General features: G+C 67.5%; 16 protein-coding genes and 1 tRNA gene. 4 read left to right on the top strand and 13 right to left on the bottom strand.

Annotated features, from left to right (window positions below):
* Positions 1 to 15: 15 nt before the first annotated feature.
* The 3 genes from gltB to LHU95_RS08010 all read right to left on the bottom strand — a co-directional run bounded on the left by gltB (position 16) and on the right by LHU95_RS08010 (position 7,194).
* Positions 16 to 4,542, bottom strand: coding sequence for a glutamate synthase large subunit (gene gltB, locus LHU95_RS08020; protein ID WP_248711523.1), 4,527 nt, complete (start codon positions 4,540 to 4,542; stop codon positions 16 to 18).
* Between the two features lie 89 nt (positions 4,543 to 4,631).
* Positions 4,632 to 6,068 carry an NAD(P)-dependent oxidoreductase gene (locus LHU95_RS08015; protein ID WP_248710844.1) on the bottom strand — a complete coding sequence of 479 codons (1,437 nt, stop codon included), beginning with the start codon at positions 6,066 to 6,068 and terminating at the stop codon, positions 4,632 to 4,634.
* A 187-nt stretch (positions 6,069 to 6,255) separates the two neighbouring features.
* Positions 6,256 to 7,194 (bottom strand): complex I NDUFA9 subunit family protein, encoded by a 939-nt coding sequence (locus tag LHU95_RS08010; protein WP_248710843.1) that lies wholly within the window; start codon positions 7,192 to 7,194, stop codon positions 6,256 to 6,258.
* A gap of 121 nt (positions 7,195 to 7,315) precedes the next feature.
* Between LHU95_RS08010 and LHU95_RS08005 the strand changes: the two genes are divergently transcribed.
* Both LHU95_RS08005 and LHU95_RS08000 read left to right on the top strand, forming a co-directional pair.
* Positions 7,316 to 7,403 (top strand) — tRNA-Leu (locus tag LHU95_RS08005).
* Positions 7,404 to 7,456: 53 nt separating this feature from the next.
* On the top strand, positions 7,457 to 8,095 hold the full coding sequence (locus LHU95_RS08000) for a ribonuclease D (RefSeq protein WP_248710842.1): 639 nt from the start codon (positions 7,457 to 7,459) through the stop codon (positions 8,093 to 8,095).
* Between the two features lie 133 nt (positions 8,096 to 8,228).
* Here the strand turns inward: LHU95_RS08000 and LHU95_RS07995 are convergent, their stop codons facing one another.
* The 10 genes from LHU95_RS07995 to LHU95_RS07950 form a co-directional block, all read right to left on the bottom strand.
* A complete protein-coding gene (locus LHU95_RS07995) occupies positions 8,229 to 8,687 on the bottom strand; it encodes a RidA family protein (RefSeq protein ID WP_248710841.1) in 459 nt (152 codons plus the stop codon).
* Positions 8,688 to 8,863: 176 nt separating this feature from the next.
* Positions 8,864 to 9,454, bottom strand: coding sequence for a ribosome-associated translation inhibitor RaiA (gene raiA / locus LHU95_RS07990; protein ID WP_248710840.1), 591 nt, complete (start codon positions 9,452 to 9,454; stop codon positions 8,864 to 8,866).
* Between the two features lie 88 nt (positions 9,455 to 9,542).
* Positions 9,543 to 11,000, bottom strand: a complete 1,458-nt coding sequence (gene rpoN, locus LHU95_RS07985) for an RNA polymerase factor sigma-54 (protein ID WP_248710839.1) — start codon at positions 10,998 to 11,000, stop codon at positions 9,543 to 9,545.
* Between the two features lie 75 nt (positions 11,001 to 11,075).
* Positions 11,076 to 11,858: an LPS export ABC transporter ATP-binding protein gene (gene lptB, locus LHU95_RS07980; protein ID WP_248710838.1), complete on the bottom strand. Its 783-nt coding sequence runs from the start codon at positions 11,856 to 11,858 to the stop codon at positions 11,076 to 11,078.
* Complete coding sequence (locus LHU95_RS07975; protein ID WP_248710837.1) at positions 11,855 to 12,838, bottom strand: LptA/OstA family protein; 984 nt, start codon at positions 12,836 to 12,838, stop codon at positions 11,855 to 11,857. The genes lptB and LHU95_RS07975 overlap by 4 nt, the downstream gene beginning before the upstream one ends.
* A complete protein-coding gene (gene lptC, locus LHU95_RS07970) occupies positions 12,835 to 13,515 on the bottom strand; it encodes an LPS export ABC transporter periplasmic protein LptC (RefSeq protein ID WP_248710836.1) in 681 nt (226 codons plus the stop codon). Before lptC ends, LHU95_RS07975 begins: the two co-directional genes overlap by 4 nt.
* A gap of 13 nt (positions 13,516 to 13,528) precedes the next feature.
* Complete coding sequence (locus tag LHU95_RS07965; RefSeq protein WP_248710835.1) at positions 13,529 to 14,506, bottom strand: KpsF/GutQ family sugar-phosphate isomerase; 978 nt, start codon at positions 14,504 to 14,506, stop codon at positions 13,529 to 13,531.
* 93 nt (positions 14,507 to 14,599) lie between these two features.
* Positions 14,600 to 15,133 (bottom strand): demethoxyubiquinone hydroxylase family protein, encoded by a 534-nt coding sequence (locus LHU95_RS07960; protein WP_248710834.1) that lies wholly within the window; start codon positions 15,131 to 15,133, stop codon positions 14,600 to 14,602.
* Complete coding sequence (locus LHU95_RS07955) at positions 15,130 to 15,600, bottom strand: disulfide bond formation protein B (RefSeq protein WP_248710833.1); 471 nt, start codon at positions 15,598 to 15,600, stop codon at positions 15,130 to 15,132. The genes LHU95_RS07960 and LHU95_RS07955 overlap by 4 nt, the downstream gene beginning before the upstream one ends.
* Before the next feature lie 276 nt (positions 15,601 to 15,876).
* The gene (locus LHU95_RS07950; RefSeq protein WP_248710832.1) at positions 15,877 to 16,869 is read right to left on the bottom strand and encodes a catalase family peroxidase; all 993 of its coding nucleotides are present in this window, start codon (positions 16,867 to 16,869) and stop codon (positions 15,877 to 15,879) included.
* A 149-nt stretch (positions 16,870 to 17,018) separates the two neighbouring features.
* On the opposite strand from LHU95_RS07950, the gene LHU95_RS07945 reads away from it, so the two are divergent.
* Together LHU95_RS07945 and LHU95_RS07940 are read left to right on the top strand one after the other, a co-directional pair.
* Complete coding sequence (locus LHU95_RS07945; protein ID WP_248710831.1) at positions 17,019 to 17,645, top strand: glutathione S-transferase family protein; 627 nt, start codon at positions 17,019 to 17,021, stop codon at positions 17,643 to 17,645.
* On the top strand, positions 17,642 to 18,019 hold the full coding sequence (locus LHU95_RS07940; protein WP_248710830.1) for a cupin domain-containing protein: 378 nt from the start codon (positions 17,642 to 17,644) through the stop codon (positions 18,017 to 18,019). The genes LHU95_RS07945 and LHU95_RS07940 overlap by 4 nt, the downstream gene beginning before the upstream one ends.
* Positions 18,020 to 18,201: the final 182 nt, after the last annotated feature.

The raw sequence follows: 18,201 nt of genomic DNA, 5'->3' as shown, positions 1-18,201 counted from the left end.
GTGAAGGCGGGGCCGTTACTCGGCGGCTTCCGCCACCTCGGTCATCGGCCGCGCCAGGTATTTGGCGTATTCCTTCGGCACGATGTGCCAGAAGGCGCCGCGCTCATTCTCCCAGTCATTGAGGATGCGCGCGGCGTGGCGGCTGCCCGTCTCAGCCACGTGGCGCTCGATGAGGCGCTTGAGCTCGCCCTCCCAATGCGCGGAAGCCAGGCGCTGCCATTGCAGCGTGTCCTTGTTCACCCGCCGCTCGAACAGCGCCAGCGGGTCATGGACGAAGGCCTGACCGCCGGTGAAGCCCGCGCCGAAATTGTCGCCCACCACGCCCAGGATCACGACGGTGCCGCCGGTCATGTATTCGCAGGCATTGGCCCCCACGCCCTCAACCACCGTGATGGCGCCCGAATTGCGCACCGCGAAGCGCTCACCCGCCTGCCCCGCCGCATAGAGCGCGCCAGCCGTCGCCCCATAAAGGCAGGTATTGCCGATGATGGTGTTCTCATTCCAGACGAGGCCGGAGGAGGGTGCGGGGCGGACCACGATGGTCGCACCCGACAAGCCCTTGCCCACATAGTCATTCGAATCGCCGAACACTTCGAGCTTGAGGCCCCGCACGCCAAAGGCGCCCAGCGACTGGCCCGCGCTGCCGCGCAGCCGGACCGTCAGATGCCCCTCCTGCAGGCCGCTCATGCCGTATTGCCGCACGATCCGGGACGAGACCTTGGTGCCGATGGCGCGATGCGTGTTCCGGATATTGTAGGCCAGCTGCATCTTCTCGCCGCGCTCGAACAGCGGGGCGGCGTCACGCAGCATGTCGGCGTCCAGCGTCTCGGGCACCTCATTGCGGCCTTCCAGCGTGCAATAGGGCGCATGCGGCCCGGCATCGGCCTTCACCAGCAGCGGGTTGAGATCGAGGTCATCCAGATCATCGGCGCCGCGGCTGACCTGCTTGAGCAGATCCGTGCGGCCGATCACTTCCTCCAGCTTGCGGAAGCCGAGGCTGGCCAGGATTTCACGCACCTCCTCCGCCACGAAGGAGAACAGGCTGATCACCTTTTCCGGCGTGCCGGTGAACTTGGCGCGCAGCGCATCATCCTGCGTGCAGACGCCCACCGGGCAGGTGTTGGAATGGCATTGCCGCACCATGATGCAGCCCATCGCCACCAGCGACGCCGTGCCGATGCCGAATTCCTCGGCCCCCAGCATGGCCGCCACCACCACATCGCGGCCGGTCTTCAGCCCGCCATCGGTGCGCAGCTTCACCCGGTGGCGCAGCCGGTTCAGCAGCAGCACCTGATGCGTCTCGGACAGCCCCATCTCCCACGGCAGGCCGGCATATTTGATGGACGTCACCGGGCTGGCACCCGTCCCGCCGCTATGGCCGGAGACGAGGATGGCATCCGCCTTGGCCTTGGCCACACCCGCCGCCACCGTGCCGATGCCCGAACGCGACACCAGCTTCACGCAGACCGTCGCATCCGGGTTGATCTGCTTCAGATCGTAGATGAGCTGGGCCAGATCCTCGATGGAGTAGATGTCGTGATGCGGCGGCGGCGAGATCAGCGTCACCCCCGGTGTCGAATGCCGCAGCTTCGCGATCAGCGCCGTCACCTTGAAGCCGGGCAGCTGCCCGCCCTCGCCGGGCTTGGCACCCTGGGCGACCTTGATCTCGATCTCGCGGCAATTGTTGAGATACTCGGCGGTGACGCCGAAGCGGCCCGAGGAGATCTGCTTGATCGCGGAATTGGCATTGTCGCCATTGGCGCGCGGCTTGGCGCGCTCGGGGTCTTCACCGCCTTCGCCGCTGTCGCTGCGCGCGCCGATGCGGTTCATCGCGATGGAGAGCGTCTCATGCGCCTCGGGGCTCAGCGCGCCGAGCGAAATGCCGGGCGAGATCAGCCGCTTGCGGATTTCCGTGATGCTCTCGACTTCCTCCAGCGCAATCGGCTTCAGCCCCTCCATGCGGAAATCCAGCAGGTCCCGCAGGGCCACCGGCGCCTGCTTGCGCACGCCTTCGCTGTAGCGCTTGAAGGTCTGGTAGCTGTCGGTCTCGACCGCGTGTTGCAGCGTGTGGATCAGCGTGCCGCCGAAGGCGTGCGCCTCACCCGATTGGCGCAGCTTGTAGAGGCCACCCACCGGCAGCGTGATCACCTCCGAGCCGAAGGCGCGCTCATGCAGCGCCAGCACACGCCGCGCGATGCCAGCCAGGCCAATGCCGGAAATGCGCGAGGCAACGCCCGGGAAGAACTCCGCCATCAACGCGCGGGAAAGGCCGATCGCCTCGAAATTCATGCCGCCGCGATAGGAGGAGATGACCGAAATGCCCATCTTGGACATGGTCTTGAGCAGGCCCTTATCCACCGCCTTCTTGTAGCGTTCGATCGCGGCCTCGACGCTGAGGCCCGGGAACAGGCCGCGGCGGTGGCGATCGGCGATCGAAGCCTCGGCCAGATAGGCATTCACCGTGGTGGCACCCGCGCCGATCAGCACGGCGAAGTAATGCACATCGAGGCACTCGGCGCAGCGCAGGTTCACGCTGGTAAAGGTCCGCAGCGAGGTCTTCACCAGATGCGTGTGCACGGCCGAAACCGCCAGGATCATCGGGATGGCGACGCGCTCGCGGCCCTGTGCTTCGTCGGTGAGGATGACGTGCTGGCAGCCACTGCGCACGCCCTCCTCGGCTTCGCGGCGGATCCTCGCCAGCGCCTGGCGCAGGCCGGCTTCGCCTTCGCTGACGGGGAAGGTGCAATCCACCTCGCAGACGCTGCTGCCCATGTAGTGCCGCATCGCGCCGAATTGCGCGCTGGAGAGCACGGGGCTGTCCAGCATCAGCATGTCGCACTGCGTCGGGTCCTCATCGAGGATATTGCCGAGATTGCCGAGGCGCGTCTTCAGCGACATCACCCGCGTCTCACGCAGGGAATCAATCGGCGGGTTGGTCACCTGCGCGAAATTCTGGCGAAAATAATGATGCAGCCCGCGATACTGGCTGGAGAGCACGGCAATGGGCGTGTCATCGCCCATGGAGCCGACGGCCTCCTGCGCATCCTCCACCATCGGGTGCAGGATCTGCTCCAGCTCCTCCAGCGTGTAGCCCATGGCGAGTTGCGTGCGGCGCAGCGTCTCGCCCGTCATCTGGGCGGGCTGCGGGCTTGCGGTCTTCACGATTTCGTCAATCGGCGTGGTGCGGCTGACCCATTGGCCAAAGGGCTTGCGGGCGGCCAGCAGGTCCTTCAGCTCGGTATCGAGGTAGAGGCGGCCTTCCTCCAGATCCACGCCGATGCATTGGCCGGGGCCGACGCGGCCCTTGGCCGTGACCGCATCCTCGGCGATCTTCACCATCCCCGTCTCGGAACCCACGATCAGCAGGCCGGATTGCGTCACGGTGTAGCGCAGCGGGCGCAGGCCGTTGCGGTCGAGCCCCGCGACGACCCAGCGGCCATCGGTCGCGCAGAGTGCGGCCGGCCCATCCCAGGGCTCCATCACCGCATTGCAGTAAAGGAACAGGTCATGGTGGCGCGGCGGCATGGTCGCGTTGTTGCCGAGCGATTCCGGGATCAGCATCGCCTTGGCCATGGGCGCATCACGCCCGCCGCGGACCAGCAGCTCGAACACATTGTCGAGGCTGGCGGTGTCCGAACCACCCGCCTGCACAACCGGCTTGATGTCCTCCAGATGGGCATCCAGCAGCGGGTGCGAAAGCCGCGTCTCGTGCGCCTTCATCCAGTTGACGTTGCCCGAGAGCGTGTTGATCTCGCCATTATGCGCGATCATCCGGAAGGGCTGCGCCAGGCGCCAGGTCGGGAAGGTGTTGGTGCTGTAGCGCTGGTGGTAGATGGCGAAGCGCGAGGTGAAGCGCTCATCCTGCAGATCGGGATAGAATTCGCTCAGCGATTCCGCGAGGAACATGCCCTTGTAGATGATGCTGCGCGCCGAGAGGGAGCAGAGATACAGCTCCGGAATCTGCGCAGCGATGGCCTGCTTCTCGATCCGCCGGCGGATGACATAGAGGTCCCGCTCCATCGTCGCGATGTCGCGCTGCTCGGGATCATGGATCAGGATCTGCTCGATCTCGGGGCGCGTCGCATTGGCCTTCTCGCCGATCACGGTCGCGTTGATCGGCACCTGGCGCCAGCCGTAGATGGCATAGCCGCTGGCCAGGATTTCCGTCTCGACGATCTGGCGGCAACGCTCCTGCGCACCGAAATCCGTCTTGGGCAGAAAGATCTGGCCGACGGCGATGGGGCCGGGCTTCACCCGGTCGCCACCATTGCGCACGGCTTCGGCGAAGAATTCCTGGCTGATCTCGACATGGATGCCGGCACCGTCGCCCGTCTTGCCATCGGCATCCACGGCACCGCGATGCCAGACGGCCTTCAACGCATCAATGCCCGCCAGCACCACCGCGCGCGAGGGCTTGCCGCTGAGCGATGCCACGAGGCCGACGCCGCAGGCATCATGCTCGGTCGTGTCGATGCCGGCGGCGTTCAGCAGGGCGGCGTTGTTCTCGAACGTCTCGATGTAGTTGTGTTCCATGGTCATCATCCCCTTGGCCGACCCATCCGCATTGCCGCGCCCCTGATTGCCGTGCACCTGATTGCCGTGCACCGGGGCGCTCTCGTCATCGGGCGGCATCATTCCGCCGCTTCCGCCAGGCTGGCCTTCGCTTTCACATAGGCCTCGATCTGCGCCGCCGCGTCCCGGCCGTCACGAATGCCCCACACGACCAGCGAGGCGCCGCGCACGATATCCCCACCGGCGAACACCCCGGGCAGGCCCGTCATCATCGTCTTGTGATCCACCTTCAGCGTGCCCCAGCGCGAGACCGGCAGGGCGGGCTCGTTGAAGGCCAGGGGCAGGTCCTCGGGGTCGAAGCCCAGCGCCTTCACCACCAGCGTGGCGGGCTGGACGAAATGGCTGCCCTCGATGGGTTCCACCTGCTGGCGGCCCGTGGCGTCCGGCAGGCCCAGATGCATCTTCACGGCGCGCACGCCCGTCACGTCCTGCGCACCCAGGAAGGCTTCCGGCGCGGAGAGCCAGAGGAAGTTCACCCCCTCCTCCTCCGCATTATTCACCTCGCGCATCGAGCCCGGCATATTCGCCTTGTCGCGGCGATAGAGGCAGGAGACCGACTTCGCACCTTGGCGCACCGCGGTGCGGACGCAATCCATCGCCGTATCGCCGCCACCGATCACGACCACGTCCCGCCCTTCGGCATTCAGGGCGCCGCTGTCGAATTCCGGCACGGCATCGCCCAGGCCCTTGCGGTTGGAGGCGGTGAGGTAGTCCAGGGCCGGCACCACGCCGCGCAGCTCGGCACCCGGCAGCTCGATATCGCGCGCCTTGTAGACGCCCGTCGCGATGAAGACGGCGTCATGCCGCTCGCGCAGTTCCTCGAGCGAGACATCCTGGCCGACCGCGACATTCATGTGGAACTGGATTCCGCCCGCCGCATATTGCTCCCAGCGGCGCAGCACCACGTCCTTTTCCAGCTTGAAGTTTGGGATGCCATAGATCATCAGCCCGCCGACGCGGTCATACCGGTCATAGACATGCACCTGGAAGCCGCGCACGCGCAGCCGTTCGGCGGCCGCCAGCCCGGCCGGGCCGGCACCGATGATGCCGACACTCCAGGGCAATTCGCGCAAGGGGGTGGGCGGCTTGATCCAGCCATTCTCCCAGGCCGTGTCCACGATGTATTTCTCGACCGAGCCGATGGTGACGCTGTCGAACCCCTTCTCGATGACGCAATTGCCCTCGCAGAGGCGATCCTGCGGGCAGACGCGGCCGCAGATCTCGGGGAAGGTGTTGGTGGCGGAAGCGACCTCATAGGCCTCCTCCATGCGGCCTTCGGCGGTGAGCTTCAGCCAGTCGGGGATGTTGTTCTGCAAGGGGCAATGCACCTGGCAGAAGGGCACGCCGCACTGGCTGCAACGGCTGGCCTGTTCGGCCGCCTTGGCGGGCTCGAAGCGGGCGTAGATCTCGTTGAAATCCTCGCGCCGCGCGCCGGCCGCACGCTTGTCGGGCGTCTGCTGTTGGAGGCGGACGAATTGCAGCATGCGCTCAGCCATCGGGGCATCCTCGAAGCGGATTTCGCCGCGAGGATGCGCGGCGCGCCATGCCCATAGCCAAGCTTTTCAGGGAACGCCAGAGGGAAAATGCCTATAAGGACAGCTTTACTGACATTAATTCGACATCCCGCCATCATCCAGTCACATTCGATTAACCGGACAAGCCGATTTAGGTCCGATACGGACTTTACCCGCCCGGGCGAACCCGCCGCGCCCCGCCAGGCTTGAAACGCTCCAGATAGGGCGGCACCAGCGCCTCCACCGCCCCGGGCTTGATCCCGAGATCCGCCAGGGTCAGCGCGCCAGCGGCCACGACATTATCGCGCTGCAACAAGATCAGCTGATCCCGCGTCAAAGGCGGGTTGGGCAGCAGCTCCGCAAAGCGCGTCTGCACCCGCGCGACGCCCAGCGGAATATCCAGCAGGCGCCGGTTGCGGCCCGTCTCCTTCACGATGAAGGCCAGCAATTCGCGGAAGCTCCAGGCGCGTGGGCCGCCGAGCTCATAGATCCGGCCCGCCGTCGCGGGGTCGGCCAGGGCGGCCATCACCGCATCCGCCACATCGCCGACATGCACGGGCTGGAACTTCGTCTCGCCGCAGATCACCGGCATGAAGGGCAGCAGCGTGCCGAGCTGCGCGAAGCGGTTGAAGAAGGCATCGCCCTCGCCAAAGACGATCGAGGGGCGCAGAATCGTAGCCTGCGGGAAAGCCGCCAGCAGCCCCGCCTCTCCCGCCGCCTTGCTGCGGGCATAGGCGCTCTCGCTCGCCGCATCGGCGCCGATGGCCGAGATATGCACGACGCGCTCGACACCCGCCGCCGCTGAAAGCCGGCCGATGCGCGCGGGCCCCTCGCCCTGCACCGCATCGAATCGGCCATGCAGGATGCCGACGCAATTCACGACGACGCCAGCGCCCGCGACGGCGCGCGCCACACCCGCCTCATCCGTCACATCGGCGGCGAGGCCCGCGATCTGGCCGACGCGTCCCATGGTGTGCATGCCGCGCGCGCCGAGCGGATCGCGCGTCACCACGCGCACCACCCAATCCGCGCGCGCCAGGCGCTGCACCACCTGGCGGCCGATGAAGCCCGCGCCGCCAAACACCGTCGCTACCTTGCGCATCATCACCATCCTCTGCCCGCACCCTCATATGGCGTGCGGCGCAGCACGCCAAGCGGGACAGGTGGGGGCGGGGTTGACGCCTCACGGAGCCACGTCTATCTCGCCCTCACTTCGCCGCTTAAACATTGCCCAGGTGGTGGAATTGGTAGACGCGCTGGCTTCAGGTGCCAGTGACCGTAAAGGTCGTGAAGGTTCGAGTCCTTTCCTGGGCACCAAAGTGTTTTCTGGCGCGATGCCGCCCACCAACCCATCGCGCGAGGCTGCCGTCATGGCGAAGACTCTCTTCACACCCGCCGGCGCCATTCATCTTCATCGCCAGGATCTGCCGCCGGACCTTTCCCTCGGCCCCGTCATCGCCTTGGATACGGAGACGATGGGCCTTGATCCGCGGCGGGACCGACTTTGCCTCGTGCAGCTTTCCTCCGGCGATGGCGTGGCACATCTGGTGCAGATCATCCCCGGCGGCGGCCCCTCGCCGAACCTCGTGCGGATGCTGGAAGATGCGGGCGTGGTGAAGCTGTTCCACTTCGCCCGCTTTGACGTGGCCGCGCTGTATCAGGGCATCGGCGCCACGGCGGCACCGCTGCGCTGCACCAAGATCGCCTCCAAGCTGGTGCGCACCTATACGGACCGGCACGGGTTGAAGGATCTGTGCCGGGACCTGCTGGGCGTCGAAATCTCCAAGCAGCAGCAGACCAGCGACTGGGGTGCGCCCGACCTCACGCCCGAGCAATGCGCCTATGCCGCCAGTGACGTGCTGCACCTGCACGCCCTCTGGGCGCGGCTGGAGGCCCTGCTGGTGCGTGAAGGCCGCCTGGCTCTCGCGGAGGAGTGCTACCGCTTCCTGCCGGCGCGGGGGAAGCTGGATCTGATGGGGTATGCAGAGCCCGACCTGTTCTCACACTAGCGCTTGTTCCGTTCGCAACGGCTCACGACACAACCTCCAACCCATTGATGTCCGAGCATCTTTATCCGTCCAAACGATCCCGTTCGAACGGATGATGCTCCAGGGGCTGGCCCGCATGCGCGGCGCGGTGTGGCTAACGCCGCGCGATCACCTCGATCTCGACCTTGGCGCGGAAGGGCAGGAAGGCCACGCCGATGGTGGAGCGCGCCGGGAACGGCTCGCGCACCCAGCGGGAATAGACGGCGTTCATGGTCAGGAAGTCGTTGAAGTCGGTCAGGAAGATCGTGACCTTGATGATATTGGCCATGGTCAGGCCCTCGGCGCGCAGAATGGCGTCGATCCGCTGCATCACGACTTCCGTCTGTGCCGTGACGTCCATATCGGCGGGAATGCCGCGCGCCGCCGCAGAATAGGCCAGCTGCCCGCTGATGAAGAGCAGGCCATTGGCCTCGATGCCGGGCGAGAGCGCCGCGGTCGGCGGGGAATCCAGGCCCGCACCGTTCAGGGTGCGCGGGGTTTGCGCAGAAGCCATGCCGGCAGAGGCCAAGCCCGCAACGGCCAGCAGCGCGAGGACGGTCATTCGAAGCAGCATGGCGTTCTCCGGGGCGATGGACGGCTCAGCGAGGGTCAACAGCCCGCAGCCTGATGTCAACGGCTCCCGTCGGACCTAGGCCGGTCGGCCATCACGGGGTTGGCGGGCCAGGTCTCAGGGACGGCTCCGGGTTCCCGCAGCGAGGGCGGCGCAAGCGCCGCCCTCGCATTCGGGGATCATCCCGGATCAATCCATCCGACATGCCCGTCCTGGCGGCGATACACCACGTTGATCCCGCCACTCCCGCGGTTGCGGAAGACGATCACCGGGTGACCGGCCAGTTCCAGCCGCATGGTCGCCTCCCCCACCGTCAGGAGGTGCAGCTCGCCCAGCGGCTCCGCCACCACGGCCGGGTGTTCGGCGCCGTTCACCTCAGCGACGTCTTCGCCCGCTTCCTCGGCCTGCACCACGTATTCACGCATCGTTTCCTGCGGTTCGCGCTGCGTCGCAGCACTGCGGGCGTGTTCATTCACGCGGCGTCGGTAGCGTCGCAGCCGCTTGGCGACATGCTCGGCCGCCTCGTCAAAGGCCTTATGCGCATCCACCCCCTGCCCTTCGCCGCGCATCATCAGCCCGCGCCCGGCATGGAGGTTGATGTCACAGGCGAAGTGCCCCCCGGCACTCCCCTTGGCATCCTTGCGGAAGGTGACCCGCGCTTCCAGCGCATGGTCGAAATACTTCGCCGTGATCGTGCCCAGCCCATCCTCGACATGGGTGCGCAAAGCATCGCTGGTGGCGACCTGCTTGCCGGCGACAGTGATATGCATGGTGGTCACTTCCCCTCAGTCATTCCGGGCGCGGGTCTAAACCCTTCGCCCGTGGCCAGCCGCCATCCGGCCAGCAGGGGGTGTCCCTTCAGGCCGTGACGGCCTTTTCGCGTTTGCGCTGCACCGAAGACGGGATGCGCATCGCTTCCCGGTATTTGGCCACGGTCCGCCTCGCGATGTCCACGCCTTCTTCACGCAGCCGCAATACGATCGCGTCATCCGAGAGCACGGTCTCCACCGTCTCGGCCTGGACCATGCCGCGAATGCGGTGGCGCACCGCCTCGGCGCTGACGGATTCGCCCCCGGCCGTGCCCTGGATGGCCGTGGTGAAGAAATATTTCAGCTCCAGCATCCCGCGCGGTGTCGCCATGTATTTATTGGCCGTGACGCGGCTGACGGTGCTTTCATGCATCTCCACCTCATCGGCCACATCGCGCAGAATGAGGGGCCGCAAATGGCCGACGCCGTGGCGGAAGAAACCATCCTGCCGGCGAACGATCTCGGACGCGACCTTGAGGATGGTATTGGCCCGCTGCTCCAGGCTCTTCACCAGCCAATTGGCACTTTGCAGCTGCTCGGCGAGGAAGCTTTTCTGTTCGCGGTCCTTCATGCCCACCGTGCAGCGGGCGGCGAAGCCGCGATTCACCAGCACGCGGGGCAGCGTTTCGGGATTGAGCTCCAGCACCCAGCCGCCCTCGTGGTTGGCGCGCATCAGCACATCGGGCTGGATGATGTTCAGCGGCTCGTCATCGCCGCCCGCACCGGGCTTGGGGTTCAGGCGGCGCAGCTCGGCCACCATCTCCGCCAGATCCTCGGCATCCACGCCGCAGACTTCCATCAGGCCGCGCATGTCGCGCTTGGCCAGCAGGGGCAGGTGGTCCAGCAGCCGCTCCATATAGGGGTCCCAGCGGCCGGCCTCCTGCAGCTGCACCATCAGGCATTCGCGCAGATCGGCGCAGAACATGCCCGTCGGCTCGAAGCGCTGCATGGCGCGGCGGACGCGCTCCACCACCGCCACCGCGCAGCCCAGCCGGGCGGCCAGGCTTTCGGCATCGAGGCTGAGCCGCCCCGAAGGCTCCAGCATGGCCAGCAGGGCGGAGCCGATCAGCCGGTCCCGGCCATCATCGAAATTCAGCCGGATCTGCTCGGCCAGGCGTTCGCGCAGATTGGGCCCGGCGGCCGCCATGGCCTCGATGCCCGAGAGGTCATCGCTGAAATCCATCCGCCCGCCGGCGCCGATGCTGGGCTGATACGCCTCCCCCTCATCCATCACATTGGAGAAATCGGCATCGAGTGGCGCCGCATCGCCCACGGCCAGCGTGTCCGACCCCGCGATGGCGGCCGAATCCGGCTGCGGCGCCACGGCCTCGGCCACGGCGATGCGCGTCTCGTCGCGCTCCAGCAGCGGGTTGCGCTCGAGCTCCTCCTCGACGAAGGCCATGACTTCGAGGTTGGAGGATTGCAGCAGCTTGATGGCCTGCCGCAACTGCGGCGTCATCATCAGCGACTGCGAATGGCGCAGATCCAGGCGCGGTCCGAGCGCCATGGCTAACCCCGCCGCGAAGCGGCGCACCGCCATGCAGGGAGGGTTGGTGTGGCGGCTGCCTGCATGGCGGTGGTCTTAGAGACTGAACTTCTCGCCGAGATACACGCGGCGCACGCCCTCATGCGCCACGATCTCGTGCGGCAGCCCCTCCATCAGCACCTGGCCATCATGCATGATGTAGGCGCGGTCAATGATCTCCAGCGTCTCACGCACATTGTGGTCGGTGATGAGCACGCCGATGCCGCGATTCTTGAGGTGCTTCACCAGATCGCGGATTTCCGAGACGGCGATCGGGTCAATGCCCGCCAGCGGCTCATCCAGCAGGATATAGGAGGGGTGGGTGGCCAGTGCCCGGGCGATCTCGCAGCGCCGCCGCTCGCCGCCCGAAAGGGCCAGGGCCGGCGCGCGGCGCAGATGCGAGATGCCGAATTCCGCCATCAGGCTTTCCAGCATCTGCTCGCGCCGCTCGCGCTGCGGCTCCACCACCTCGAGGGCGGCGGTGATGTTCTGCTCCACCGTCAGGCCACGGAAAATCGACGCCTCCTGCGGCAGATAGCCGAGGCCAAGCCGCGCGCGGCGATACATGGGCAGGCGCGTCACATCCGCCCCATCCATCATCACCGTGCCCTCCTCGGGCTGCACGAGGCCGGTGATCATGTAGAAGGTGGTGGTCTTGCCCGCGCCGTTGGGGCCAAGCAGCCCTACCGCCTCGCCCCGCTTGAGCGAAATGGAGACGTTGCGGACCACGGGGCGCTTCTTGTAGCGCTTGCCCAACCCGGTGGCGACGAGCCCGCCCGAGCCGTCAATCGTCGAGAGATTGGGTTTGGCCGTGGCGATCGGGCCGAGTTGGGAATTCATCGCGGTGATCCTTGGCCGGCCGGGCGCGTGGCCTCGGTCGGATTGGCCCCTTGCTGGGGCGTGATGATCCCCTGGACCCTTTGGCCAGGCTGGGAAATGATGCGCGAGACGCCGGTATTCATGTTGACCAGCGCCTCCCGCCCCGCGACGTGATTCTCGCCCCGGGTGATGCGCACATTGCCCAGCACCCGCGCGAGGCCGGTCACGGCCGAATAGACACCGCGCTCACCGCGAATGACCTCGGTTTCCGTGCGGATCTCGACGTTGCCGAACAGCTCCACCCGGTCGATCCGGCCCTGGCCGGGCGGCGGGCCGGCAGCGCCCTCGGTGCCGGGCCGGGCTGCCGGGCGGCCCGCGGGGGCGGAAGCGGGCGTGGCCGCCGCGGCGCCCGCGGTGGGTGCCGGGTCTTCCAGCATGTAGGCGACCAGCGTATCCGCCGCGATGCGGCGGCCATCCTGCGTCACCACCAGGGCCGAGCCCCGGCCCACGGCCATGCGCCGCTGTGTCCAGTATTCCAGGCTGTCCCGCGCCGTGATCACCTGCTGCGGCGTGGTGTAGCTGACCTCCCGCCCGGTCAGCACCAGCACGGACTGGTCCATGTCATAGACCGCGCGATCGCCGCGCGCGATGTCGGTGGCGGTGGAGATGCGCACATCGCCCTCCGCTTCCATCCGCCAGATTTCATTGCCGCCATTCAGCGGCGTCTCCCCCGGGGCGGCAGGCGCGGGGGCAGCGGAGGCGGGCGCACCCGCCGCTGCCTGCGGCCGGTAGCGCGCCAGCAGCCGGGCCGCATCCACCGTGGTGCCGTCCCGCACGGCCCGCGCATCGCCGCGCGCGATGACCACCTGCTCCACCTGGCGCCACTCGATGCCATTGGTGGCGGTGATATCCACAGGCCCGCCCTGGGACATGTCGATGCCCTGGGCGGCCACGCCGCCGGCCAGCAGCATGCCGGCCAGAATTCCCTGAGCGAGCCTCATTGCTGGCGTCCCTCCAAAATCGCGCGGGCGCGGCCGGTGAAGATCATCACCGCGCCGCGATCCAGCAGCTCAAAACCTTCCGATTCGACCGTGCCGAAGCTGCCCTGGACCTTGGTCGGCCGGTCGCCGGAGGCGGTGCCGGCATCCACCTGGACGGCCGCTTCCTCGGTGCGGAACAGGATTCCGCCATCATGGAACAGCCGCACATCGCCCGAGAGATCCAGGTGCTGGGCGGCCTTGTCATACCGGCCGTGATTGCTCTCGACATAGACCCAGGTGCCGTCCGTCATCAGGATATCCGCCTTCGGCAGATCGAGCAGCATCACCTCCTCCTGGCCGGGCTGGCGGGCCGAGCGGGAGGTGATGGTGTAGGGCCGGTTCAGCTCATCCACGCCCTGGAAGCGCGGCGCCACGAGTTGCAGCGCCTCCGGCGTCAGGGAAGGGCCGCGGCGGAAGGACAGGCGGCTGTCACGCCCTTCGATCTCGGGCCAGAAGACCAGCAGCCCGAGCACGGAGGCGGCCAGCAGCGGCATCACCAGCTTCATCGCCTGCACCAGGCGCTGGCGGCGCTGGATCTGCCCGCGGCTGGGCACCCGCCGCTCGCGCGAGGGGGTGAGCACGCGCCGGCGATCCGGCGAGGTCTCGCGGAAATCCGTGCGGCGGACCTTGTCGCTCATGGCGCGACGCCCATCAGGCGACACCGGCGCGCAGCAGGTCATGCAGGTGCAGGATGCCGATGGGCCGCTGCCCGGCATCCACGACAAAGAGCGTGGTGATGCCGCTCTCATTCATCAGCCGCAGCGCCTCGGCCGCCAGGGCATCGGGCGCGATGGTGCGGGGGCTCGGTGTCATCACCTCGCTCGCGCTGTGTGACAGCAGGTCACCGCCGGGCTTGAGGGCGCGCCGCAGATCGCCATCGGTGATGATGCCGATCAGCCGGCCGCCGCCATCGGTGATGCCAAGGCAGCCAAAGCGCCGGGCCGTCATGGCCAGCAGCGCCTCGGCCATCGGTGTCGCGGGCTGGGCCAGGGGAAGCTCCGCCGGGCCATGCATCAGATCCGCGACGCGCGAGAGCCTGGCACCCAGCTTGCCGCCCGGGTGAAAGACGCGGAAATCATCCGGGCCGAAGCCCCGCCGCATCAGCAGGGCCACGGCCAGCGCATCGCCCATGGCGAGCTGCATGGTGGTGGACGTCATGGGGGCGAGGCCGAGCGGACAGGCTTCCTCGGCCGGCGGCAGCAGCAGGGCCACGTCGGCCGCGCGGGCCAGGGTGCTGCCGGTGCGGGCGGTGATGCCGATCAGGCCGATGCCGAAGCGCCGCGTATGGGCAATGATGTCCGAAAGCTCCGCCGTCTCGCCGGAATTGGACAAGGCAAGGACGGCATCGCCGGCGACGATCATGCCCAGATCGCCGTGGCTCGCCTCGCCCGGATGCACGAATTGCGCGGGCGTGCCGGTCGAGGCCAATGTGGCGGCGATCTTGCGGCCGATATGGCCGGATTTCCCCATGCCCGAGACGACGACGCGGCCGGTCGCTGCGGCCAGCACGTCCACGGCGCGGTCAAAACCGGCATCGAGGCCCTCGGCCATCTGCGCCAGCGCCTGAGACTCCAGGGCCAGCACGCGGCGCGCCGCGGTCAGGCTCGATGGAGGGGGGGAATGATCCATACGCGTCTCTATGGGCGGGCGGCCCACGAGGGTCAAGACTTTGCTAGGCAAGGATCGTGCCAAAGAGTGACAACGCTTGGAAATCCCTGAAATTCAAACCTTTTCCGAAACCCGGATCGCCAGCTTGCATCCCATCTTGATCGCCGCCGAAAGCAGCCGGTAGCCCGGCGTCAGCTCCGCCTCATTGGCGAGTCCGATGTCGCGATGCTCCAGCTCCTCGGCGCGGAAGCGAGCGATATCGGCGCGCAGCGGGGCTTCATCCTCACCCAGGGCGGCTTCCTGGGCCTGGTAATGCTCATCAATCGCCTCCTCGACGGCGACGGTGCAAGCCATGGCGGCGCGTGACCCCAAGGCCGCCGTGGCCGCGCCCAATGCGAAGCCCGCGACATGCCAGATGGGCAGCAGGGCCGTGGGGCGGACGCGGCGCTCGGCGATCAGACGGGAGAAGGTGTCCAGGTGCTCCTGCTCCTGCTCCTGCATGTGGCGGATGGTGGCCTCGTGCCGGGTGCCGCGCAGCACGGCGAGCTGCCCCTGATAAATGCGCTTGGCGCCATATTCGCCGGCGTGATCCACCCGGATCACCTCTTCGAGATAGCGGCGGTCCGTCCGGGTGGTGGGTCCGGTCATGCACGGGGCTCCTTGGCAGCAAGCCGCCAGGCCAGAGTGGCGAGGCTGAGCCCATAGATCAGGTTCATCCCCGCCATGGAAAGGGGCAGGCCCGTAATCAAATAGGCCGGCTGGTCGCAAGGCTTGTTCGGGGTGGGGGCCAGGCTGCGCATCAGTTCCTCCACACTCGCCATCCCGCTGGCGCTGGGCGCCTGGCAGCCCGGCAAGGGCGAGGGCCACCAGCCGAACTCCACCCCCAGATGAAATGCTGCGATGGCGGCCGAGGCGCCAGCGGCCAACCCGGCGAGGCGCAGGGCCGGACGCCGCCACATAAAAATGGCAACCAGGGCGAAGCCCCCCGCCACCCAGTAGGGCCAGCGTTGCCACAGGCAGAGCTCACAGGGGGCAAGGCCGAACCACCCCTCGGAACCTCGCGCAAAGAGCGGCGCGCCGAAGGCCAGGATCGCAATAAGAAGGGCAGCTGACATGCCTCATGAGACGCCAGGCGGCTGCCAGCGGCAAGGGCCGCGGCGGAAGCATGCAGGGCGATCGGAACGCCGCCGCGGCGCGGGAATCTTCCGGAATCCTGAACGCCCTCGCATATTGGTTTGGGTGAAACCGCTGGCGGGCGAGGCCCACACCTCATCAACCTGCCCCCTGCCCCGCCATGGCCCGATGAAATGGCTCCCGGAGGTGCAGGAACATGAGGTTCCTGCCAGGGTGCTCGAGGGGTGGAACCCCTCGAACCTCCCCTCACGCTGGTCTCAGTTGGTCCGCCGCGAGAGCGATACGGCATAGGCCGCCGCCCGCGCCTGCAGCGTCGGGTCATCGCTGAGGCTGATGCCCGGCTCCTGGTCCAGCGTCATGAAGCTGATCGGATCACAGGGGCCACCGGGCCCTGCGGCCGCGGAGGTCACGGTCAGCCGCCCCACCACCGCGCGCGGGCGATCCTCCGGCCAGGCGATGGTCGGGTTGGTCAGGTCATCACCGGCGGCGGGAAATTGCAGCACCATGTCGAACTCGACGGGGCCCTGGGCGATGCGCTGGCGAATCTCATCGGCCAGGAAATCACGCGGCAGGGATTGCATCTGCTCGGCCGTCAGGCGCGCCACGCCGGCTCGGGGCTCGAAGACCCACCGCGCGTGGCGCACCTGCCCATCCTGGCCGCGGAAGCGGAAGGTGTTCACGCCGAAATAGGGCGTGGTGGCCCAGCTCGCCGGCGGCAGGGTGGCGGCGAGCCAGGCGCCTTGCAGCGTCACGGCGGGGTTGGCCGCGACAAAGGCCGCGATGCGTTCGGCATTCGGCCGGCCGGCCGCAGGATCCGGCGCGCGCACGCGCAGGTTCTCGAGGAAGGACTGGGGGGTGGGCGCGCCGAAGATCGGGGCGGAGATATTGGCCATGTCCCAGACATCGCCCGCCGCCGTCTCGAAGCGGATGCCCAGGCCGCGCGTGCTGCGCGCCCGGTCATCGGCCTGCGGATTGGCGCCAGCGACGCCGAAGCGGATGATGGTCGTCACGCGCTGGCCGTTGAAGACCGGCGCCACGGAAAGCCGCGTGCCTTCGGCGGTAGCGGTGAAATGCCCGGCCGCGCAAAGCCCCTTCGGGTGGCTCGGCCGATGGGTGCGCACCGGGCCGAGCACCCCTTCGAAGCCGTTGATGATCTCCTCGGGCGTGGGCTCGGCCTGGGCCGGCATGCCGCCCAGCATGGCGGCGAAGCCGCAGGCGGCGAGGGCGAGGCTGATGGAATGGCGTTGCATGGACGATCTCCTTTTCGCGTGCATGCCAGTTTCGGCGCCCCCGACGCAAAGGTTACGCGTCAATCCGCGTCGTTTTGGAAGGAAGGCCGGCACCCTTCCGCCCAGGCGCCACCTCGCCCTAAACTTCCCGCAGGTTCGGGAGAAACGCCATGTTGAAGATCTGGGGCCGCGCCAGCTCCTCCAATGTCATGAAGCTGCTTTGGCTCTGCGAGGAATTGGGAATTCCCTTCCAGCGGCTGGATGCGGGCGGCAGCTTCGGCCGCACGCGGGAGCCGGCCTATCTGGCGATGAACCCCAATGCGCGCGTGCCCACCATCGAGGAGCCGGACGGCTTTTCCCTGTGGGAGAGCAACAGCATCTGCCGCTACCTCGTCGGCACCCGCGCGCCCGGCCATGCCATGCACCCGGCCGAACCGCGCGCCCGCGCCCGCGCCGAGCGCTGGATGGATTGGCAGCTGGGGCATCTGAACGCGCCGATGACCACCATCTTCTTCACCTATATCCGGACACCCGAGGAGAAGCGCGACTGGCCCGCCACCCATGCCGCGCGCGACGAAGCCCAGGCCCTGTGGGACATGGTGGAGCAAGCCCTGGGCGAGGCGCCCTATCTGGGCGGCGAGCAGCCGAGCCTCGCTGACATCGCCCTCGGCCCCTATCTCCATCGCTGGCTGGCCCTGCCGATCACGCGGGCGCCGCAGCCGCGCGTCGTCGCCTGGCATGGGCGGTTGCTGGCCCGCGCCGGCTTCGCCCGCCATGTCGCGGTGCCGATGACATGAACAAGACGATTATTCGGCACGCCGATGGGCGTGATTTCACCCGCGGCCTGCGCGCCTTCTTTGAATATGGCGACCTGGGCATCGCCGAGGCGACCAAGGGCGGCTTCGGCGCCCATGTGATCCGTGCCATTCCGGGCGTCCATGCCGAGCCGCAATGGCACCTGCACGAGCTGGAATTCCAGATGGTCTGGATCGTCAAGGGCTGGGTGCGCTTCGAATATGAGGATATCGGCGAGGTAACGCTGACCGCCGGCACCAGCGTGCTGCAGCCGCCGCGCATCCGCCACCGCGAATTGGTGCATTCGGATGACCTGGAGCTGGTCGAGATCACGGCGCCGGCGCAATTCGAGACGCGGCTTGTGGACGGCCCCTGACAGCGCTCAGCGTTTTTGCCCCCGGCCTGGACGCTCGCTGGATTTTGGACAAAAAAAGTGGCGACGCATTGCTGCGCCGCCAAGTTTAGGGAGGAAACGTCCAAGAAAGCAGGCAAGAACCGAAGTTCCTGCCGCCTCCCAGAACATAGGTGGGAGATCGCTCGCATGCAAGCGATTTTTTG

This window comes from Sediminicoccus sp. KRV36, assembly GCF_023243115.1.
In the GTDB taxonomy this organism is placed as follows: Bacteria; Pseudomonadota; Alphaproteobacteria; order Acetobacterales; family Acetobacteraceae; genus Roseococcus.
This window is presented reverse-complemented; position numbering and strand designations above follow the sequence as displayed.

Coding starts and splice junctions, on each gene's coding strand:
- LHU95_RS07950 (WP_248710832.1), bottom strand. CDS start 16,869: ATGCAACGCCATTCCATCAGCCTCGCCCTCGCCGCCTGCGGCTTCGCC.
- lptC (WP_248710836.1), bottom strand. CDS start 13,515: ATGAGCGACAAGGTCCGCCGCACGGATTTCCGCGAGACCTCGCCGGAT.
- LHU95_RS08000 (WP_248710842.1), top strand. CDS start 7,457: ATGGCGAAGACTCTCTTCACACCCGCCGGCGCCATTCATCTTCATCGC.
- LHU95_RS07960 (WP_248710834.1), bottom strand. CDS start 15,133: ATGACCGGACCCACCACCCGGACGGACCGCCGCTATCTCGAAGAGGTG.
- gltB (WP_248711523.1), bottom strand. CDS start 4,542: ATGATGACCATGGAACACAACTACATCGAGACGTTCGAGAACAACGCC.
- LHU95_RS07965 (WP_248710835.1), bottom strand. CDS start 14,506: ATGGATCATTCCCCCCCTCCATCGAGCCTGACCGCGGCGCGCCGCGTG.
- LHU95_RS07955 (WP_248710833.1), bottom strand. CDS start 15,600: ATGTCAGCTGCCCTTCTTATTGCGATCCTGGCCTTCGGCGCGCCGCTC.
- LHU95_RS08015 (WP_248710844.1), bottom strand. CDS start 6,068: ATGGCTGAGCGCATGCTGCAATTCGTCCGCCTCCAACAGCAGACGCCC.
- raiA (WP_248710840.1), bottom strand. CDS start 9,454: ATGCATATCACTGTCGCCGGCAAGCAGGTCGCCACCAGCGATGCTTTG.
- LHU95_RS07995 (WP_248710841.1), bottom strand. CDS start 8,687: ATGCTGCTTCGAATGACCGTCCTCGCGCTGCTGGCCGTTGCGGGCTTG.
- LHU95_RS07975 (WP_248710837.1), bottom strand. CDS start 12,838: ATGAGGCTCGCTCAGGGAATTCTGGCCGGCATGCTGCTGGCCGGCGGC.
- rpoN (WP_248710839.1), bottom strand. CDS start 11,000: ATGGCGCTCGGACCGCGCCTGGATCTGCGCCATTCGCAGTCGCTGATG.
- lptB (WP_248710838.1), bottom strand. CDS start 11,858: ATGAATTCCCAACTCGGCCCGATCGCCACGGCCAAACCCAATCTCTCG.
- LHU95_RS07945 (WP_248710831.1), top strand. CDS start 17,019: ATGTTGAAGATCTGGGGCCGCGCCAGCTCCTCCAATGTCATGAAGCTG.
- LHU95_RS07940 (WP_248710830.1), top strand. CDS start 17,642: ATGAACAAGACGATTATTCGGCACGCCGATGGGCGTGATTTCACCCGC.